The 19,782-nt window shown below is 40.3% G+C and carries 17 protein-coding genes, 1 tRNA gene and 1 pseudogene; 8 read left to right on the forward strand and 11 right to left on the reverse strand.

Annotation, left to right across the window (positions count from 1 at the left end; translation table 11 throughout):
• Positions 1-41 precede the first annotated feature (41 nt).
• Positions 42-1,937, reverse strand: a complete 1,896-nt coding sequence (locus PCY10_RS07155) for a M13 family metallopeptidase (RefSeq protein ID WP_003074232.1) — start codon at positions 1,935-1,937, stop codon at positions 42-44.
• 175 nt (positions 1,938-2,112) lie between these two features.
• On the opposite strand from PCY10_RS07155, the gene PCY10_RS07160 reads away from it, so the two are divergent.
• The 4 genes from PCY10_RS07160 (at position 2,113) to PCY10_RS07175 (ending at position 5,451) form a co-directional block, all read left to right on the forward strand.
• Positions 2,113-2,832, forward strand: a complete 720-nt coding sequence (locus PCY10_RS07160) for a metal ABC transporter ATP-binding protein (RefSeq protein WP_021003222.1) — start codon at positions 2,113-2,115, stop codon at positions 2,830-2,832.
• 1 nt (position 2,833) lies between these two features.
• Positions 2,834-3,688: a metal ABC transporter permease gene (locus tag PCY10_RS07165; RefSeq protein WP_003074228.1), complete on the forward strand. Its 855-nt coding sequence runs from the start codon at positions 2,834-2,836 to the stop codon at positions 3,686-3,688.
• Positions 3,689-3,716: 28 nt separating this feature from the next.
• Positions 3,717-4,646, forward strand: coding sequence for a metal ABC transporter substrate-binding protein (locus PCY10_RS07170; RefSeq protein WP_020999161.1), 930 nt, complete (start codon positions 3,717-3,719; stop codon positions 4,644-4,646).
• Between the two features lie 154 nt (positions 4,647-4,800).
• A complete protein-coding gene (locus PCY10_RS07175; RefSeq protein ID WP_021003223.1) occupies positions 4,801-5,451 on the forward strand; it encodes a metal-dependent transcriptional regulator in 651 nt (216 codons plus the stop codon).
• A 63-nt stretch (positions 5,452-5,514) separates the two neighbouring features.
• On the opposite strand, the gene dtd is transcribed toward PCY10_RS07175, so the two are convergent.
• The 7 genes from dtd to PCY10_RS07210 form a co-directional block, all read right to left on the reverse strand.
• The gene (gene dtd, locus PCY10_RS07180; RefSeq protein ID WP_021003224.1) at positions 5,515-5,958 is read right to left on the reverse strand and encodes a D-aminoacyl-tRNA deacylase; all 444 of its coding nucleotides are present in this window, start codon (positions 5,956-5,958) and stop codon (positions 5,515-5,517) included.
• Between the two features lie 79 nt (positions 5,959-6,037).
• Positions 6,038-8,254: a bifunctional (p)ppGpp synthetase/guanosine-3',5'-bis(diphosphate) 3'-pyrophosphohydrolase gene (locus PCY10_RS07185; RefSeq protein ID WP_021003225.1), complete on the reverse strand. Its 2,217-nt coding sequence runs from the start codon at positions 8,252-8,254 to the stop codon at positions 6,038-6,040.
• 615 nt (positions 8,255-8,869) lie between these two features.
• Positions 8,870-9,613 (reverse strand): 16S rRNA (uracil(1498)-N(3))-methyltransferase, encoded by a 744-nt coding sequence (locus PCY10_RS07190; RefSeq protein ID WP_021003226.1) that lies wholly within the window; start codon positions 9,611-9,613, stop codon positions 8,870-8,872.
• Entirely contained in the window at positions 9,614-10,567 is a 954-nt protein-coding gene (gene prmA, locus PCY10_RS07195) for a 50S ribosomal protein L11 methyltransferase (protein ID WP_021003227.1), read from the reverse strand.
• Between the two features lie 144 nt (positions 10,568-10,711).
• A complete protein-coding gene (locus PCY10_RS07200; protein WP_021003228.1) occupies positions 10,712-11,182 on the reverse strand; it encodes a GNAT family N-acetyltransferase in 471 nt (156 codons plus the stop codon).
• A complete protein-coding gene (locus PCY10_RS07205) occupies positions 11,179-11,631 on the reverse strand; it encodes an NUDIX hydrolase (protein ID WP_301558957.1) in 453 nt (150 codons plus the stop codon). Before PCY10_RS07205 ends, PCY10_RS07200 begins: the two co-directional genes overlap by 4 nt.
• A 9-nt stretch (positions 11,632-11,640) precedes the next feature.
• Complete coding sequence (locus PCY10_RS07210; RefSeq protein WP_021003230.1) at positions 11,641-12,111, reverse strand: DUF3013 family protein; 471 nt, start codon at positions 12,109-12,111, stop codon at positions 11,641-11,643.
• An 87-nt stretch (positions 12,112-12,198) separates the two neighbouring features.
• Here PCY10_RS07210 and PCY10_RS07215 point away from each other — a divergent pair, with 87 nt between their 5' ends.
• The 4 genes from PCY10_RS07215 (at position 12,199) to PCY10_RS07230 (ending at position 15,976) form a co-directional block, all read left to right on the forward strand.
• On the forward strand, positions 12,199-13,470 hold the full coding sequence (locus PCY10_RS07215) for a replication-associated recombination protein A (protein ID WP_301558958.1): 1,272 nt from the start codon (positions 12,199-12,201) through the stop codon (positions 13,468-13,470).
• Between the two features lie 272 nt (positions 13,471-13,742).
• Positions 13,743-13,815 (forward strand) — tRNA-Lys (locus PCY10_RS07220).
• Positions 13,816-14,211: 396 nt separating this feature from the next.
• Complete coding sequence (locus tag PCY10_RS07225) at positions 14,212-15,021, forward strand: Cof-type HAD-IIB family hydrolase (protein ID WP_021003232.1); 810 nt, start codon at positions 14,212-14,214, stop codon at positions 15,019-15,021.
• 10 nt (positions 15,022-15,031) lie between these two features.
• Positions 15,032-15,976 (forward strand): LacI family DNA-binding transcriptional regulator, encoded by a 945-nt coding sequence (locus PCY10_RS07230; protein WP_021003233.1) that lies wholly within the window; start codon positions 15,032-15,034, stop codon positions 15,974-15,976.
• Between the two features lie 561 nt (positions 15,977-16,537).
• On the opposite strand, the pseudogene PCY10_RS07235 reads toward PCY10_RS07230, so the two are convergent.
• The 3 genes and pseudogenes from PCY10_RS07235 to groL form a co-directional block, all read right to left on the reverse strand.
• A pseudogene (locus tag PCY10_RS07235) lies at positions 16,538-16,850 on the reverse strand (hypothetical protein).
• A 154-nt stretch (positions 16,851-17,004) separates the two neighbouring features.
• Positions 17,005-17,772, reverse strand: coding sequence for an epoxyqueuosine reductase QueH (locus tag PCY10_RS07240; RefSeq protein WP_021003234.1), 768 nt, complete (start codon positions 17,770-17,772; stop codon positions 17,005-17,007).
• 381 nt (positions 17,773-18,153) lie between these two features.
• A complete protein-coding gene (groL, locus tag PCY10_RS07245) occupies positions 18,154-19,776 on the reverse strand; it encodes a chaperonin GroEL (protein ID WP_020999170.1) in 1,623 nt (540 codons plus the stop codon).
• Positions 19,777-19,782: the final 6 nt, after the last annotated feature.

Raw genomic sequence — 19,782 nt, forward strand, 5'->3', positions numbered from 1 at the left:
ACCAGCTGGTAATCCAACTGGTTTTAAGTAAAGTGACGCCATTACCAAATAATCACGCGATCTTCTGGTTTGCGCCACATACCATCGCTTTCTTTAATATCAAAAGTCGTAAAGAAATCATCAAAGTTTGGTAATTGAATATTTGTACGAAGTTTCCCAGGAGCATGTACATCCACACTTGCCAACATTTGCATGTATTCTGGACGAGCTTTCATGCGCCAAATACGAGCAAAGTTCGTAAAGAATTCTTCTGCAGAAAAGTCTGCTTCTTTCTTAGCTGCTTCAAGTGCTGCCGCAATACCACCTAGATCTGCAATATTCTCTGACACAGTTAATTTCCCATTAACTTTAGCTCCATAAGAATCTTGACCATCAAATTGTTCAATCACTTTTTGAGTACGTTCTTGGAAAGCTTCATAATCTTCTGGCTTCCACCAGTTATTTAGACTTCCGTGTTCGTCAAATGAAGCTCCATTTGAATCAAATGCATGTGAAATTTCATGAGCAATTACTGCACCAATCCCACCGTAATTAGCTGACGAAGATTGATGCAAATCATAAAACGGCGCTTGAAGAATGGCTGCTGGGAACACAATTTGATTTTGCTGTGGATCATAATAAGCGTTGACCATATGAGCTGGCATATGCCATTCACTGCGATCCACTTCCTTATTCCATTGACTCCATGTATGCGCAATAGAAATTTTTGCTAAGTTTTGAGCATTCTCCACCAAGCTCAATTTCTCATCAATTACTTTTTTCGCATAAGTTTCTGGCAATTTTTCTGGATAGCCGATATGTGGTGTGATGACATTGAGCTTGACAATCGCTTTATCACGTGTTTCCTTAGCTAACCAATCTGCCGTTTCTAGGCGCGACTTATAAACATCAATCATAGCAGCGACTTTATGCTCTACATCTGCTTTTGCTTCCGGTGAGAATTTTTCCCCCGCATACCAAAGGCCGAGAGCTTGATTATATGGTGCCTGCGCCATTTGGTACGCTGCTTTTTCCTTAGCACGAGCCTCAGGCACACCTGTAATAGCTCGCACATAGGTGCCAGAAAGAACGCGAATTTCTTCTGTTAGATAAGCCGTCCAAGCACCAGCAGCAAATAATTTCAATCCCGCATGAATAGCAGCCCAATTCTTTTCTGAATAATATTCAGCTGCAAATTCTTTCCAGAAACGCTCTTGAGGAACAATCACCTTATCTGGAACTTGCCCTAAAATATCTGTGAAGATTGCATCCAGCGGCAATTCAGGTGCAAGCTTAGTGAAATCTGCCCAATCATAAGGGTGATATAATTTCACATACTCTGAACTTTCTTCTTTAGAAAGAACATACTTGGCTAATTTGGCATCCAATTTCAGATAGTTATCCAACATTTCTTTTATTTCTTCTGCCGAAAAACCAAATTTAGGCAACAATTCTTCCTGCATTTTCCGCCAGATTGCCAGCAGTTCCTTACCTTTTTCATTTCCTTCTTCATAATAGGTCGTATCTGGCAGAATGATGCCAGGCGCATCAGCCCAGAGCACATTCATTTGAGCATTCATAAAATCTGGAGCAACATCAAATCGTAAAAAATTCGGTTTCCCAGCCATTTCATACTCAGCAATCTTACCTGCAAACTCTTTGAAAGAACTAAGTTTCTTATACTCTTCTACAAGTGGCATTGCAGGAGCAACCCCTGCTTGTTCCCGTTCGTCAAAATCTGCTACTAAACGGTGGTATTTCACAAAATTTTGTAAGATTGGATCTTCAGGTACATCTTGGCCTGCCAACCATTTGTCAGTTGTAGCTAGCATCAACTTTTCAATATCTTGATCCAAATCCATAAATCCACCTGTCACTGGCTTATCATCAGGAATAACTGCTGTTTTTTCCCATTCACCATTGACATAGTCAAAGAAATCATCTTGTAAACGTGTCATCTTATTCTCGCTTTCATTGTTTTAACTTAATCCTAACAGAAAAGTTCTGAATAATCAAACTTTTATCAAAATAGATTTAGTCTGATAAATCTTCCTTCTAATTTTTCTTAAAAATCCAAAAATTAACTTGACTTAATTTTCGAATTAATGTATATTAACGGTAGGGGTGTATAAAATGATACGTATCGAAAATTTAAGTGTCTCCTATCAGGAAACACTTGCTCTCAATCAGATTTCTTTGGAAATCCAAGGCCCAACTATCATGGGAGTTATTGGCCCAAACGGGGCTGGTAAATCCACCCTTTTAAAAGGAATGTTGGGCATCATTGATCATGTTGGACAAACTTACCTTGATGATAAAGAATTCTCAAAAGTACTTAGCCATGTAGCTTATGTGGAACAAAAAATTCACATTGACTACAACTTTCCAATCAAAGTGAAAGAATGTGTGTCGCTTGGATTGTATCCAAAAGTGAAACTTTTCCACAGGTTAACAAATAAAGAATGGGAAAAAGTGGCAAATGCACTACGCATTGTCGGCTTAGAGGATTATGCTGAACGCCAAATCAGCCAATTGTCAGGAGGGCAATTTCAACGGGTCTTGATTGCGCGCTGTCTAGTACAAGAAGCTGACTGTATCTTTCTGGATGAACCATTCGTTGGGATTGATTCAATCAGTGAAGAAATCATCATGACAACGCTACGCAGTCTAAAAGAACAAGGAAAAACGATTCTCATCGTTCACCATGACTTAGGAAAAGTCCCACATTACTTTGATCAAGTTTTAATTTTGAACAAAGAACTCATTGCCATTGGAGAAACTTCATCAACTTTCACAGAAGAAAACTTGAAAAAAGCCTATGGCTCTCAGCTTTTTGTAAATGGAGGTCTCTAATATGTTTTCAGAATTTATTGATGGACTGCAGAAATTCCATTTTCTACAAAATGCACTGATTACGGCCATTGTCATCGGGATTGTTGCTGGAGCAGTTGGCTGCTTCATTATTCTAAGGGGCATGTCCTTGATGGGCGATGCCATTTCACATGCGGTCTTGCCGGGAGTTGCACTCTCCTTTATTTTAGGAATCAACTTCTTTATAGGAGCCATTATTTTTGGACTTCTAGCCTCAATCATTATCACTTATATCAAGGGAAATTCAATTATCAAAAGTGATACTGCCATTGGAATAACTTTTAGTTCCTTTTTAGCTCTTGGAGTCATTTTGATTGGAGTTGCTAATAGTTCAACCGACCTTTTCCATATTCTTTTTGGAAATATCTTAGCTGTGCAAGACATTGATATGTGGATTACAATTGGTGTAGGAATCGCTGTTCTAATTATTATTGGACTATTCTTCAAAGAATTATTGATTACATCTTTCGATCCACTTCTGGCAAAAGCGATGGGGATGCCAGTCAATCTTTATCATTATCTCTTGATGATTCTCTTGACGCTGGTTGCAGTTACAGCTATGCAAAGTGTGGGAACGATTTTGATTGTTGCCATGCTGATTACACCTGCTGCTACTGCTTATCTTTATGCAAACAGTCTTAAAACCATGATTATCTTGTCTTCTAGCTTGGGGGCACTTGCATCTGTCTTAGGACTTTTCATTGGCTATACCTTTAATGTTGCGGCTGGCTCAAGTATTGTCCTGACATCCGCCATTATCTTTGCCATTAGTTTCTTTATCGCTCCAAAACAACGATTTAATAAACTAAAAAACAAACCCAAGCTAAACGAAAATTAGTATTAATTTATATAAAGGAGAACCTTATATGAAAAAATTAGGTTTTGTCACCGTTCTATTTTTGGCTGTCATCGGACTCTTTGCTTGTGCTGGTCAAAAAGGAACATCTACCAAGAATTCAAAATTGAATGTTGTTGCCACCAATTCTATCATCGCTGATATTACAAAAAATATCGCCGGTGATAAAATTAATCTGCACAGTATCGTTCCTGTCGGAAAAGATCCACATGAATACGAACCATTACCAGAAGATGTGAAAAAGACATCAAAGGCTGATTTGATTTTCTACAATGGTATCAATTTGGAAACCGGCGGAAATGCTTGGTTTACAAAATTGGTCAAAAATGCGAAAAAGACTGAAAACAAAGATTACTATGCTGTAAGTGATGGAGTGGATGTTATCTATCTGGAAGGTCAAAATGAAAAAGGGAAAGAAGATCCACACGCTTGGCTAAATCTTGAAAACGGAATTATCTATGCGAAAAATATTGCAAAACGGTTGATTGAAAAAGATCCTAAAAATAAAGAAACTTACGAAAAGAATTTGAAAGCCTACACTGCAAAACTCGAATCATTAGACAAGGAAGCAAAAGCAAAATTTAAGAATATTCCTACTGAAAAGAAAATGATTGTTACCAGCGAAGGCTGCTTCAAATACTTCTCTAAAGCCTACGGCGTACCTTCTGCCTACATCTGGGAAATTAACACAGAAGAAGAAGGAACTCCAGACCAAATCAAAACTTTAGTTGAAAAACTTCGTAAAACCAAAGTTCCTTCACTCTTTGTCGAAAGTAGTGTCGATGAACGTCCAATGAAGACCGTTTCAAAAGATACAAAAATTCCAATCTATGCCAAGATTTTCACTGACTCAATCGCTGAAAAAGGGAAAAAAGGGGATAGCTACTACGACATGATGAAATGGAATTTGGATAAAATCGCCGAAGGTCTTAGCAAATAAGAAGTGTAAAAGGAGCCAGCATTGATTGCTAGTTCCTTTTTACATGACAGTTTCCTTAAAGGAAAAATCATTTCATTTTCTGAAACAAGTAGTTAACGTCTGTATTCTTAAGCTATTTTTGATATACTAATAAGATAAGGAGTAATAAGACAATATGACCCCAAACAAAGAAGATTATCTTAAGTGTATTTATGAGATTGGTACGCATGCCGAAAAAATTACAAATAAAGAAATTGCCGCTCAAATGCAAGTATCTCCTCCGGCAGTCACAGAAATGATTAAGAAATTGATTTCCGAAAAATTAATTCTAAAAGACAAGACCAAGGGCTATTTATTGACCAATCTTGGTCTCCATCTTGTCTCTGAACTATATCGTAAACATCGTTTAATTGAATATTTTCTAGTACATAATTTACAATACACCACAACAGATCAAATTCATGAAGAAGCTGAAGTATTAGAACACACTGTATCAGAATTATTTGTTGAACGATTGGAAAAAATGATGGATTATCCAGAGACTTGCCCTCATGGTGGAACTATTCCAACTAAAGGAGGACTACTCGTTGAAAAGTATCAACTGACGTTAGAGCAAGCTGCAGATCCTGGTATCTATCGCTTAGCACGTGTTCATGATGAATTTGAATTATTAACATATTTGGAAAAACATGATTTCCATTTGGGAGATACGCTGATACTCGAACAATACGACCCTTACACACAATTGTATGCACTCAAAGTGAATGGAAAAGAGCTGCAAATCAACTCTGTGATCGCCCAACAGCTTTATGTGGAGAAAATTTAAAAGGATTGAAGCGAAATAACTATGAAAGCTATTGCGCTTCAATCCTTTTTATTTATCTTGCTATCACGGTTTCTTCGTATCTAACACAATCGTCACTGGCCCATCATTAACTAACGCAACCTGCATATCAGCAGCGAAAACACCAGTTTTGACAGGTATTTCGCGACTTAGCAATTCGTTAAAATCATCATACAACTGACTAGCCAAATTTGGCTTCGCTGCACCAGTAAATGCAGGACGATTCCCTTTTTTGGTATCAGCGTACAATGTAAACTGAGAAATAGAAAGAATCTCTCCGTTTACGTCTTTTACGGACAAGTTCATCTTGTCTTCATCATCTGAAAAAATTCTCATATTGGTAATTTTTCTCACTGCATATGCTACATCTTCTTGAGCATCATCTGGTGCTACGCCAACCAATAACAGCAATCCTTGCTGAATTTGATTGTAAAGTTTGCTATCAATTGATACCGAAGCTTGCTTCACGCGCTGAATCACAATTTTCATTTTGAACTTTCTATTTTTATATTGCGAAAAAGTCACAAAAGATTACTTGAGTAGCCTTTTTCGATTTGTCTGTTTTCACTTAACCATTTGTCCGTTTAACCGAATAAACTTCTGGCACACTTTTAATCTTATCTACAACTGTTGTGAGCATGGATAAATTAGCGATTCCGAAAGAAACATGAATGTTGGCAAATTTCATATCCTTAGTTGGTTGTGCATTCACAGTGGAGATATTTTTTGTTGTATTAGACAAAACTTGCAGCACATCATTTAAGAGACCTGTGCGGTTCAAACCATAAATATCAATGTGAGCTGTGTATTCTTTCGTGGAGGTATTTTCTTCCCATTCAACCTCAATCAAACGTTGCTCATAATTTTCCTGTGCTCGTAGATTCATACAGTCCTTACGGTGAATCGCTACACCTCGACCTTTCGTAATATAACCAACAATTTCATCACCCGGAACTGGATTACAGCACTTGGCAATCCGTATCAAAAGCCCAGAGGCACCTTGGATAATGACACCTCCCTCATGCTTGACTTTCAGCGTTTCTTTATTTTCACGCTTCACCTCACCGCCTTTGACAAGCTCTTCGGCTTCCGCTCTCGCTTTAGCGCGCTCTTCCTCACGACGCTCTTTCTCCGTCAAACGGTTAAAAATAGAAATAGCGCCAATCTCACCAAAACCAATTGCCGCAAAAAGGGCTTCTTCCGTTTTGTAGCTCGTTTTTTGCAGAACTTCTTCCATGTGCTTTTTGTCCATGTATTTATTGGCTACATAGCCATTTTCTTGAAATTGTGCCTGCAAGAGCTCGCGCCCTTTAGAAATGGACAGTTCCTTGTCTTGATTTTTGAAAAATTGACGAATCTTATTGCGTGCCTTGCTCGTTTTTACAACATTTATCCAGTCACGGCTCGGCCCAAAGGAATTGGTACTGGTGACAATCTCAACTTGATCTCCAGTTTTCAGCTTCGTAGTCAGTGGCACCATACGGCCATTTACCTTGGCACCAACTGCTTTTTCACCAACTTTGGTATGGATTTCATACGCAAAATCAATCGGACCCGAATCTTTTGGCAATGATCGGACCGCTCCATCCGGTGTAAAAACATAGATTTCTTCAGCCAGATAATTTTCTTTAACAGAATCCACAAAATCTTGTGCATCATTAGACTGGTCTTGGAGTTCCATCATCTCCTTGATCCAGTTCATCCCAATAGCAGATTCTTTACTATCAACTTGACCTTTAATACCTTTTTTATAGGCCCAGTGAGCTGCAACTCCGTATTCAGCTACTTCGTGCATTTCTTTGGTTCGGATTTGAAACTCGATTGGACCTTTAGGACCATAAACGGTGGTGTGAATGGACTGATAGCCATTCGCTTTACGATTGGCGATATAATCTTTAAACCGTCCGGGCATTGGCCGCCAGAGTTCATGAATATAACCCAACATGGCGTAAACATCACTTTGTGTATCTAGAATACAACGAATAGCAATCAAATCATAAATCTCATCAAAACGCTTTTTCTTATCCTGCATTTTCCGATAAATAGAATAAATATGCTTTGGACGGCCATAAATGTTTCCACGAAGATTACGATCAGATGCATACGTTTCAATCTTGCAAACTACTTCGTCAACCAATTCTTCGCGTTCCCGACGTTTTTCTTTCATCAGATGGGAAATCTTATAAAATTCTGTCGGATTCAAATAACGAAAAGCTAAATCTTCCAGTTCCCATTTAACGCTCGAAATCCCCAAACGATGAGCCAATGGAGCATAAATTTCCATCGTTTCACGTGAGATACGTTCCTGCTTGTCTTTGCGCAGGTGCTTGAGCGTTCGCATATTGTGCAGGCGATCCGCCAACTTGACCAAAATAACACGAATATCCTTGGACATCGCCATTAACATTTTCCGGTGGTTTTCAGCCAACTGCTCCTCATGAGACATATACTTGACTTTACCAAGTTTAGTCACACCATCAACAATCCCACGTACATCATGTCCAAATTCACGATCTAAATCATCTAAAGTCGCATTTGTATCTTCTACTACGTCATGCAAAAAACCGCAAGCAACACTAATAGCATCTAACTTCAACTTAGCTAAAATTCCTGCAACTTGAATCGGATGAATAATATATGGTTCACCCGATTGACGAAATTGCCCACGATGCCGATCTACTGCATAAACCAAAGCTTTTTGCACCAAGGCAACATCTTCTGGTGATAAATATTTTTTAGTAAGAGCAACGACTTGATCGCCCGTTAAATTGACTTCTTTTGGCATATTCTCTCTCCAGTTCTTCCTACCATTTTATCACTTTTAAGGCAATATGAAAACAAGGAAGTACAGAAGCAAGTGGCTGAATTATAATCAGTCCGTGTAATCTCAACATACAGCCTTTGCAATGCCTCTTAACATCATTAGAAAGACTTATTTTAGCTTATTTTCAGATAAAAAGAAGCTGGTATAAAAAGTTCCAGCTTCACAACATACGTACAATAAATTCGACAGCATAGTGGTTGACTTCTTAAACTATTCACTTTAAAAATTCAAAAGAGTCTCTATCAGGCCTGCGAGGTAAAACTACAAACTAAGAATTTTCAAACTTTGGTTCTGCCCCACTCCCTCTAACGAAATAGGTAATGCTTTTCTGCTTATAGTATCTCTCTGATAAATCCAGTATAAACATAAATAAAATAGCAAAAACCACCTCAAATAAAGTAGATAAAGGCATGATGAACCACCTCTCTTTCTCAAGCAAAAGCAGTATTCGGAATCTAGCTAGCAGCTTTGTTTCCGTATTTCATCCCTTTTCGCTCAACCAAATATTTCACTTATCTTAGACCAAAGTTACGAGATAAGAACAATAAAGATTATGTCTATCAAAGCAACTTTTTCCTATTGTATCAATTCTGTCAACACACTAACTGCACTTAGCGCATAAAGTGGAGCTGTTTCAGCTCGCAGAATACGTGGACCTAGACCAGCCGATACAGCGCCTGCTTGACGAAAGGCTACTATTTCATCTGGCGACAGACCGCCTTCTGGCCCGAAGATAAAAAGCAATTTGTCTCCCTTGGCCAAACCTTTCACAGTCTGTAGTAGAGTAGCAGCTTCTCCTTCTTTGGCTGATTCTTCATAGGCCACGATGATGCGGTCAAAGTCTGCCAAGGCCGCCAGAAAGTCTGCCTTTTTATCAAAGAGCCGAACCTCTGGAATCAGATTGCGTTTGCTCTGCTCTGCTGCTCCCTGAGCAATTTTCTCCAGCTTTTCACTCTTTTTAGCCAGCTTTTTGCCATCCCACTTGGCCACCGACCAGTCCGCTGGGAAGGCCCAGATAGCACTCACTCCCAACTCCGTTGCCTTCTGGGTGATAAACTCTAATTTGTCACCCTTAGGAAAGCCTGAAGCAATGGTCACTTGGACCGGTAGCTCGGTATTGTCTGCCAGTTCCCCCAAGATTTCCAAGTTCTGCTGGCTGGGATCTAACACCTGAGCCAGCCGCTTCACGCCATCATCAAAGACCAGTGTGACTTGGTCGCCCTCTTTGAGCCGCATAACCGAAAACATGTGTTTAGCCGTGTCCTTATCCGTGACAACCAACGGAGACTGAGGGTTTCCTTTTATAAAATACTGCTGCATCTAACCACCTATCACGCCTGAAATGTCCTGCGTTTTCCTAAATACACAGGCATTCCATTCGCCCTGAATCATATGCGTTTCCAGGAAAAATCCTGCTGCTTCCGCTGACTCGCACACCATTTCCCACTTCTCAGAAATAATCCCACTCATAATCAGATAGCCCTCATCCTTGACCAGACGATAGGCATCCTCTGTTAGATGGATGAGAATATCGGCCAAGATATTGGCAACGACGACGTCCGCCTTGATTTCTACGCCTCGGAGAAGATCACCTGGCGCTACATGAATGTTCTCCATACCTGGATTGAGCTCAATATTTTCCTGCGCTACGCGCACCGCCACCTCGTCCAAATCATAGGCGTAGATATCCTTTGCGCCTAAGAGAGAGCTGGCAATGGAGAGAACACCACTGCCTGTGCCTACATCCAGTACCGTTTCTCCGCCCCGCAAGACCTGCTCCAGAGCAAAGAGGCTCATCTTGGTCGTCGGGTGAGTCCCTGTACCAAAGGCCATGCCAGGATCCAGTTTGATAATCTTCTCACCTGCTGTTGCCTCATACTTCGTCCAGGACGGTACAATTGTCAAGTCATGGGTGATCCGAGCCGGCTCAAAGTACTTCTTCCAGTTGTCCGCCCAATCTTCCTCAGCAAGTTCCTGCCGAGTCAGCTGAATATCTCCTGTCTCCAAGCCGAAGCCATCCAGCTCAGCCAGACGCTCATTGGCCTGGGCCGCAACAGCCTCTATATCCACTGAATCCGGGTAGTAGCCGGTAATCTTGACCCGCTCGCTCTGCTCAACTTCTGGAAAAAGCTCACCGTACTGGTCGACCTGCCCCAGATAATCTGCGCTGTCATCGATAGCCACCCCCTGACTGCCCATCTCAATCAGAATATTAGAGGCCGCTTCCTCCGCCTCACGCTTCACTTCAATCGTTAATTCCTGCCAAGTATCCATCATTAAAATACCAAGCCCGTAAAACACAAAGCCAAAATAGGAAATTCTCTGACGACGCTTGCGTCTATGAGAAATTCATCTTTTTGGCCACAATGTTTAGGGCGGATTCAGTTTAGAAATTTAACTGAACAATCCTTTCTTTGTTTATTTCATTGTTTTCGTCATGTAGACCATATCCATACCCTCTTTTTCGGGCTCAGTATGGGTCTGATGATAGCCGTTTTTCTCATAAAAAGCTACCATGCCCTTGTCCTGGAAAACCGTGCACAAATCCCATTGCGTAATTGTGGAGAATTTCTCCTCAATCAGACCAAGCCCCTCAGAGCCATATCCTTTATTCTGGTACTCTGGCAAAATCGCCACTGTCCCAATCCAGCCTGCTGTCTGTTCGTCATTTGTATTCAATCGAATAAAGCCCAGAATCTTCTCGGCCTCTTTGACAAAATAATAAAAACTATTGGGCCGCTCAACCAGCTTCCAGCGAATCCGCTCTCGCTCCTCCAGATAGGGGTCGTATTGATCCTGATATTTCTCATAAACGGCCTTAAAACTCGCTCGCTGAATAGCGATAATGGTCTCTAAATCCTCAGCTCCCGCCCGTTCAATATGAATCATGCTCGCACCTCCAAATAATCTCTCAACCTGTCCTTCAACTGCGGAATAACCTTGTCATCTGATAAGAACTGGCTCACATCCATCATCTGATAAGCCTGTCCCTCATCGCCAAAGGTGATACTGGCAAATTCTTCCTGAGTGATGGTTCCCACCATAAAAATAGAGGTTTTGTCAGGAACAAGCATTCCTTGATATTCCTTAGCCCAGACAATATCCGTTTCTTCAAGCTTCAAACTAAGCTCTTCAAAAACTTCTCTTTGGACGCATTCAAAAGGTGTCTCCTCGCCCTCGCGGCCACCGCCCGGTAACTCCCACATATTAGGGTATGGAATGCTTGCCTTATCATCTCGCAAGATAGTCAGTAGCCTATCATCACATATCAAAGCAATCTTGCAGCCGGAAAATTCCATCTGTTTGTGCAGCAAATCTAGTCCTTCTGCATTTTCCATAAGCGCCTCCTAATACCTCGGATAAGGATAAAAGTCTGTCTCAGCCAAGTCAGCTCTGCCATTTTCAAAAGCCTCAGCATTCCAAGCTATCTCAAACTCTGCTGCCTCTGGATCTGCTAAGAAGTCCATGAGTACATCGAGGCCAGACTCAGCTGTTTGGGTTAGGAAATCCACGAAATAAGCCAGAAACTCCCGTGACAGCCCCTTCTTAGGCTCATAGGGCAGGGCAGCCAGATAGTCCTCGGCCTCAAAACGAGACTGGACCGGATTATAGAAAAGCACGGCTTCCTCAAAGTAAATATCCTCAGCCGAGGCATTGCCTTCAGCATCAACCGTCTCAATCCCACCTGGATTTTGCACCTCAAGGAGAAAGGCCACTTCCACTGCGTGATTCTTCTTGTCCCAGTTTATCTCATAGTCAAAAGGAAAGCTCTTTCCCATTTCCTCGTCCAATATCTCCAAAAAACCGTACTTAGCCATGATTTCCTCTTTTCATTGTGATAAAATATTACTATCTACAATAGTAACACAAAAAGCCAAGAAAAACACTTGCAGAAAGGAAATCTTATGCCAGAAAATCTCGCCTTGCGTATGAGGCCGACCGACATTGATCAGATCATCGGCCAGCAGCATCTGGTCGGACCTGGAAAAATCATCCGTCGCATGGTTGAAGCCAACCGCCTATCCTCGATGATTCTCTACGGGCCACCGGGTATCGGCAAAACCTCTATCGCCTCAGCTATCGCCGGCACGACCAAATATGCTTTTCGAACCTTTAATGCCACCGTAGATAGCAAGAAGCGTCTGCAAGAGATCGCTGAAGAAGCGAAATTTTCCGGCGGTCTAGTTCTCCTACTGGACGAGATTCACCGTTTGGACAAGACCAAGCAAGACTTTCTGCTGCCGCTATTAGAAAGCGGTCTGGTCATCATGATTGGAGCGACGACAGAAAATCCTTTCTTTTCTGTCACCCCTGCTATTCGAAGCCGGGTTCTGATATTTGAGCTGGAGCCCCTTAGCAACGACGACATTCGAAAAGCCATTCAGCTAGCCTTGACGGATAAGGAGCGAGGCTTTGATTTCCCAGTGAAGCTAGATGAGGAAGCTCTGGACTTCATCGCCGTCTCTACCAACGGAGACCTGCGCTCCGCCTATAACTCGCTAGACTTAGCCATACTCTCTACCCCAGAAGATGACAAGGGCATCCGCCACATTACGCTTGATGTGATGGAAAACAGCCTGCAAAAGAGCTATATCACCATGGATAAGGACGGGGACGGCCATTACGATGTCCTCTCTGCCCTGCAGAAGTCCATCCGCGGCTCCGATGTCAATGCCAGTCTCCACTACGCAGCACGCCTCGTTGAGGCAGGAGACCTGCCTAGCCTGGCTCGACGCCTGACCGTTATCGCTTACGAAGATATTGGCCTGGCAAATCCAGACGCTCAAGTTCATACCGTTACAGCTCTAGAAGCTGCCCAACGGATCGGCTTTCCTGAAGCCCGTATCCTTATTGCCAATATTGTTATCGATCTGGCTCTCTCTCCCAAATCCAACTCAGCCTACCTAGCCATGGACAAGGCCTTAGCCGACCTACGAAAGAATGGAAACCTGCCCATTCCTCGCCACTTACGCGACGGTCACTATGCCGGCAGCAAGGCATTGGGCAACGCACTAGACTATCTCTACCCTCACTCCTATCCTGGCAATTGGGTCAAGCAAGACTATCTGCCTGACAAGATAAAAGACGCCGATTATTTCACTCCCAATGAAAATGGCAAATACGAGCGAGCCCTTGGCATGACGAAAGATAAGATTGATCACCTCAAAAAAGACTAAAAAATTATGGTATCGTTTGCAAAAAATCAATTTTTTCTCTTGAATTTTTCAAAAATTGTGGTATCATAATTATAGAAACGCTGTGGTGTACGACTTCACACTTAAGTGTTGACCGACTATTTTTTGTATTATTAGGGAAACAAAAGACTTCTAACAGCTTGCAGGCCGTTTCACGCGGAAGCAGCTTCAGTTAGAGCGAGTTGCCCACCTGCTTAATTGCGCGGGTTCAATACAAACCGTGAAAGTTCGGCACCAATACAGCTTTTTCTGTTGCCTCCTTAGCTCAGTTGGTAGAGCAGTGGACTCTTAATCCATGGGTCACAGGTTCGAGCCCTGTAGGGGGCATAGAAATAAAGAAGAAAAAGCCTTGTAATCAAGGTTTTTTTGTGTCTTCTCTACTTTAATTCTACTAATGGATACTCACTTAAAAAGGGTCGCAGTATCTGATGTTCTTTTTCTTCTCTTTCAAAAGATGGGCATACGTTTCTATTGCCCGTTTTTTATTTTCATACCTCATTATATAAGCAACCACTCAGATATAATTCCTTTTGCAAGCAACATAAATACCCGTTGAATGGAGAAAAATCCCTAGTTTGTTCAGTAACAAAATTATAAACCTTGATATAAAGATCAGATTCGTCATACAGGATTTATTTTCTCAAAAATTTTTTTAAATTTACGCTTGACATGGAACGCGTTCCATAGTTTATACTGATTTCAAAAGTAAAAGAGGTAAATTTTATGACAATCAAACGTATTTTTTGTGATATGGATGGAACACTATTAAATAGCGAAGGGCAGGTCAGTGACAGTAATGCGATCTTGATACGTGAAGCAGGGATTCCTATAACTTTAGTATCTGCTAGAGCTCCTATGGAAATGAAGGAGGCCACAGATGCCCTTCAATTAAAAGGAGTCCAGGTCGCTTTTAACGGAGGATTAATTTATACAATAGGGGCTAATAATAAAGTTCTGCCTATTCATGTACAAACCATTAAAAATAAGACAGTAAAACAACTTCTGAGAGGGATACGTCAACACTTTCCTCAAGTTAGTTTATCTTATTACGACCTGAACAACTGGTATTGTGATAAAATAGATGAAGGAATCCAATACGAACAGAGTCTAACCCGTCAAACACCAACCTTTATTAATAATGGAGATCAGTTTTTAGAAGGCCAAGGAAATACTTTTAAAATTATGATGATTACTTTCGATGAAGCGACGATGCGAGAACTGGAAAAATATCTTCAAAGTTTATACTTACCGCAAATCACAATTCAACGTTCAGGTAAGACATATCTTGAAATTACACATCTCTTAGCCAAAAAATCTAAAGGAATCGCGCACATTCTTCGAAAAGAGCAGTTGGCTAAAGAAGAAACAGCTGCATTTGGTGACGGACATAATGATTTGCCTATGCTTGAAATGGTAGGTTACCCTATTGTTATGGATAATGCGTTTGATGACATCAAAGCGATAGCTTATAAAATAACGAAATCCAATGATGAAGATGGCGTAGGATATGGGATTCATAAATTTTTAAAGTAGGAGCCCAACAATGACAAGTATTAGTGATATAGCTAAAAAAGCAGGCGTTTCTAAATCAACAGTTTCTCGTGTGATCAATCACCATCCATATGTTTCTGATGAGACACGGCAAAAAGTAATGGATCTTATCGCTGAATTGGATTATATGCCAAACCAACTAGCGCGAGATCTCAGTCGAGGCAAAACACAAAAAATAGGTGTCGTCATTCCACACACGCGCCACCCTTATTTTACACACTTAATAAATGGTCTCCTAGATGCCGCTAAAGCTAGCGACTATCAACTTGTTATGATGCCTTCAGATTACAACCAAGAATTAGAACTATCCTACCTGAAGCAACTCAAAATGGAAGCTATTGCCGCTTTAATCTTCACTTCAAGAGCCATTAGTCTTGAGATTATTGAAACTTATGCGAAATATGGTCGAATAGTGGTTTGTGAAAAATTGCAGGGATATCAGCTCCTATCCTCTGCTTACCTTGATCGCTATTCTTCATTTGTGGATGCTTTCTCTGCGATGAAAGCACGAGGCTTGGAGCGCTTAGTTTTGTTATTTTCAAGAGATAATGAATCATCTGCTACGTATCACTCCGCATTATTAGCTTATCACGATGTTTATGGGCAACAATCGAATCCACATATGGTATTTGGAAATATCCACGATTTTAATGATGGCCTAAATTTATCTTATCAATTGATAAAAGATGTTCGTATAGATGGTGTATTAGCTACAAGTGATGAAGTTGCTGCAGGGCTAATGAAAGGATATGAAGAAAGTGGGAAAAAATGTCCCTATATTATTGGGCAGGAAAATTTATTAGTTGGGCAACTGTTGAAACTCCCAACGATAGACCACAAATCCTATTCTTTAGGAAAATTAGCATTTAAACAAGCTTTATCTGAATCGATTAGTCAAGAAGTTTTGATCTCAGAATTTTTATCTCAAGATAATTAGTCATTAAAAGTAATAGAAAAAGTTTCCAACTATACAAAATTGAAAATTTTTTTATTTAATGATTCATAATTTTAAGCAGTCCTACTTGTCCCACATTGTCCCATTTTAAAATAATCAGATTTAAAATCATCCCAAGTATCTTCTGAAAATCATTTATATTTCAACTTTTTTGATTATTTTAAATATGAAAATAATCAAAAAATTCCTGTAAGGGGCATAATAATTTCCATACAGAAAGCCTATTATATAGGCTTTTTTCATTGTTCTTAACGCAATTTGCCCCACTTTTGTATTTTAACAATCGAATCCGATTAAATTCTGCGTCAATCTTTCCCTCTAACGTATGCTCAGAAGCCTCTATTAACATGATAAGATGCAAAATAAGGTGCAACAAAAAAACTCATAGATCACTTCCATTATTCTGCCATTTACCAATTGGACGATAAAAACCTCTACACGAGTCCATAGCTTAAAAAAACGTATACTACGATCAGTATAAAGATATCCTAGAATTAGGGAGAGGAAAATCACCACTGGAGTTATTGCTTAAGAATAAAGAGCTTATTTCTTAAGCCCAATCGTTTTCATTTTTTGTTGAATTTGTTGGTATACATGATTCCAGTCATTTAGATTTGCAATATCTAAATCATCCGTTGCAATTCTCATTTTAGGACTGTAATTGTAATCCTCATACCAATTTTGATAATGCTTATAAAGCAGTTGATAGTCGTCAACTAGTCCATTTTCTTCATTTGGTTGCTCATATAGGATTTTCTTCTACAGGTTCAAAAAATGGTTGCGTTCCCAATTCCTCGGCTAATCGATAAGTGTAGGTCGTCTTCCCCACTCCAATCATACCCGCTAACATAATCACTATTTTCCTATACCTCCAAATTCTATCCAATATCAGAGTATCAGGCCCAATTGAACCACAATATATTGATGAGGTCAAGATATACAACTTCTAAATGTACAAACAAAAATAACCTTATAAGAAGATGTACGACAGACTCCTATACAAGGTTATTTTAAGACTCTCTGTTGGTAACGGTAAATTTAATATGCGAATAATCTTTTTCTAAATCTTTCCCTTTCAAAAAGGCTACTGCATCTTTTTTAGTCTGAACTAAATCAATTCCTTGTACCTGTGCTGCAAATACACAACCACAATAACATTGCCGATAAATATCGTACTCCTCGCACATTTCCACCGAGCGTTTATAACCTTGATTCTTCTTGAAATCACTCGGAAGATACTGCGTTGCGTAAACTTTCTGTACTTCAATTCCAACGCTATTGATTGTCTGCGAATTTTTATGAGGACTGATTGTCAAGGCGCTTCCAAAATAGTCAAATCCCAAATCAACAGCCATTTGCGCTGTCTTATCCAAGCGATAATCATAGCAAACTTTACAACGATCGCCACCTTCTGGCTCTTCTTCTAAGCCGTGTACTGTCCGGAAAAATTCCTGTGGCTCATAGGGAGCTTCTAAGTATTGAACATGATTACCAGTATTTTCATTGAAATCGTGAACAAATTTTTGTGCAACATAGGCACGGCGCTGATATTCTGCCTTAGGGTGAATATTTGAATTAGCAAAATAAACGGTCACATCCGCATACTGGGTCAAATACTCCAGAGTATAGGTCGAACAGGGTGCACAACAGGTATGCATCAAAATCGTAGGACGCTTCTGATTTGCTTCCCAAACTTTGACCATTTTTTGCATCACACGATCGTAATTGATCTTTTGATTGGGATTCATTTTACTCAGAATTTCTTCAACATCAATCATCGTTTTCTCCTTGAAATGTAAGACTATTTTACCACAGAAAAGAAGTGAAGACAAATAGACGAAAGAGAATAACTTTTTCAAACAGCACTAATTTATCAAGCAAGAAAAATAAAGTTCTGATTCTTTTTGGCTCTCTTTGTATCGATCATACATGTACCCCAGCTAAAAACTTTTAAAAAAGTGAGTTTGGATTTATCGAATCCACACTCACTTCGCTTTTTATATCATTCAAAAGCACGCTTGCGCTTCAACAGAAAAGCAATCTCGTGCAACATTAAACATCGTTAAGAGCTGCATGAGAAAAATAAATCTTCTCTTATCCATCAAATAATTCGTTGATTTTCTAGCTCATTTTACTCATTAAACTCTCTATATCTTAAATTACATCATCCCGCCCATCATGCTTGGATCCATTGCGGGAGCTGGGCTAGCTGGTTCTGGTTGGCTAGCAACAACTGCTTCTGTTGTTAAAATAAGGCTAGCTACTGAAGCTGCGTTTTGAAGGGCAGAACGAGTAACTTTGACTGGGTCAATGATACCTGCTTCAATCATGTTGACCCATTCACCAGTTGCAGCATTAAATCCTGTACCAACTTCAGAGTTTTTCAAACGATCAATGACGATAGAACCTTCAAATCCAGCATTGAGAGCGATTTGACGAACTGGTTCTTCCAAAGCACGAAGAACAATATTGCGACCTGTTGCTTCATCAGCTTCCAGTTCAAGAGCAGCAACTGCATCCAAAACATTCACAAAAGCTGTTCCACCACCTGAGACAATTCCTTCTTCGACAGCGGCGCGAGTTGCATTGAGAGCATCTTCAATGCGGAGTTTCATTTCTTTGAGTTCTGTTTCTGTTGCAGCACCTACTTTGATGACAGCCACACCACCTGATAATTTCGCCAAACGTTCTTGTAGTTTTTCTTTATCAAATTCAGAAGTAGCACTTTCAATTTGCGATTTAATGACAGCCACGCGGTTAGCAATCGCTTCAGCAGCTCCTGAACCCTCCACAATCACTGTGCTATCTTTGTCGACAGTCACTTTTGAGGCTTGGCCAAGTGCTTCAATGGTTGCATCTTTCAACTCCAGACCAAGATCTTCTGTAATCACTGTACCGCCAGTCAGAATCGCAATATCTTCCAACATAGCCTTACGACGGTCACCAAATCCTGGCGCTTTTACAGCGACTACATTGAAAGTACCGCGGATTTTATTTAACACAAGAGTTGGAAGAGCTTCACCGTCTACATCATCTGCGATAATCAAAAGTGGACGACTTGTTTTTAAAATATTTTCCAACAAAGGAAGAATTTCTTGGATATTAGAAATCTTCTTATCTGTAATCAAGATATATGGATTATCTAAATCAGCAACCATTTTTTCATTGTCTGTTACCATGTATTGAGAAAGATAGCCACGGTCAAACTGCATACCTTCAACAACATCTAGCTCTGTTTCCATTCCTTTTGATTCTTCAATAGTGATGACACCGTCGTTGCCAACTTTTTCCATGGCTTCAGAGATGTATTCTCCGACTTTTTCAGAACGTGATGAGACAGCCGCAACTTGTGCAATCGCTTCTTTATTAGAAACTGGAACAGAATTTGCTTTTAAAGCTTCAACAGCTGTTGCAACAGCTGTTTCAATACCACGACGAATGCCAATTGGGTTTGCACCAGCCGTTACATTTTTGATTCCTTCGCGGACAATGGCTTGGGTCAGTACAGTCGCAGTGGTTGTTCCGTCCCCAGCAATATCATTGGTTTTTGAAGCAACTTCTGACACCAACTTAGCGCCCATATTTTCAAAATGATCTTCGAGTTCAATTTCTTTGGCAATAGTCACACCGTCATTTGTGATGAGGGGTGAGCCAAATGATTTTTCAAGAACAACATTGCGTCCTTTAGGTCCTAAGGTTACTTTAACGGTATCTGCTAAAATATCGACACCACGTACCATAGCACTTCTTGCATCTGCTGAAAATTTAATATCTTTTGCCATTTTTAC

The organism is Streptococcus sp. SI1, assembly GCF_030439945.1.
Lineage (GTDB): Bacteria > Bacillota > Bacilli > Lactobacillales > Streptococcaceae > Streptococcus > Streptococcus intermedius.

What these genes read in the sequence shown, in the direction of transcription:
- PCY10_RS07210 (WP_021003230.1), bottom strand. Translation starts at nt 12,111, where the DNA reads ATGGCTAAGTACGGTTTTTTGGAGATATTGGACGAGGAAATGGGAAAG.
- PCY10_RS07165 (WP_003074228.1), top strand. Translation starts at nt 2,834, where the DNA reads ATGTTTTCAGAATTTATTGATGGACTGCAGAAATTCCATTTTCTACAA.
- PCY10_RS07175 (WP_021003223.1), top strand. Translation starts at nt 4,801, where the DNA reads ATGACCCCAAACAAAGAAGATTATCTTAAGTGTATTTATGAGATTGGT.
- PCY10_RS07190 (WP_021003226.1), bottom strand. Translation starts at nt 9,613, where the DNA reads ATGCAGCAGTATTTTATAAAAGGAAACCCTCAGTCTCCGTTGGTTGTC.
- PCY10_RS07160 (WP_021003222.1), top strand. Translation starts at nt 2,113, where the DNA reads ATGATACGTATCGAAAATTTAAGTGTCTCCTATCAGGAAACACTTGCT.
- PCY10_RS07240 (WP_021003234.1), bottom strand. Translation starts at nt 17,772, where the DNA reads ATGATTGATGTTGAAGAAATTCTGAGTAAAATGAATCCCAATCAAAAG.
- PCY10_RS07225 (WP_021003232.1), top strand. Translation starts at nt 14,212, where the DNA reads ATGACAATCAAACGTATTTTTTGTGATATGGATGGAACACTATTAAAT.
- dtd (WP_021003224.1), bottom strand. Translation starts at nt 5,958, where the DNA reads ATGAAAATTGTGATTCAGCGCGTGAAGCAAGCTTCGGTATCAATTGAT.
- PCY10_RS07170 (WP_020999161.1), top strand. Translation starts at nt 3,717, where the DNA reads ATGAAAAAATTAGGTTTTGTCACCGTTCTATTTTTGGCTGTCATCGGA.
- prmA (WP_021003227.1), bottom strand. Translation starts at nt 10,567, where the DNA reads ATGGATACTTGGCAGGAATTAACGATTGAAGTGAAGCGTGAGGCGGAG.
- PCY10_RS07200 (WP_021003228.1), bottom strand. Translation starts at nt 11,182, where the DNA reads ATGATTCATATTGAACGGGCGGGAGCTGAGGATTTAGAGACCATTATC.
- groL (WP_020999170.1), bottom strand. Translation starts at nt 19,776, where the DNA reads ATGGCAAAAGATATTAAATTTTCAGCAGATGCAAGAAGTGCTATGGTA.
- PCY10_RS07205 (WP_301558957.1), bottom strand. Translation starts at nt 11,631, where the DNA reads ATGGAAAATGCAGAAGGACTAGATTTGCTGCACAAACAGATGGAATTT.
- PCY10_RS07215 (WP_301558958.1), top strand. Translation starts at nt 12,199, where the DNA reads ATGCCAGAAAATCTCGCCTTGCGTATGAGGCCGACCGACATTGATCAG.
- PCY10_RS07185 (WP_021003225.1), bottom strand. Translation starts at nt 8,254, where the DNA reads ATGCCAAAAGAAGTCAATTTAACGGGCGATCAAGTCGTTGCTCTTACT.
- PCY10_RS07230 (WP_021003233.1), top strand. Translation starts at nt 15,032, where the DNA reads ATGACAAGTATTAGTGATATAGCTAAAAAAGCAGGCGTTTCTAAATCA.
- PCY10_RS07155 (WP_003074232.1), bottom strand. Translation starts at nt 1,937, where the DNA reads ATGACACGTTTACAAGATGATTTCTTTGACTATGTCAATGGTGAATGG.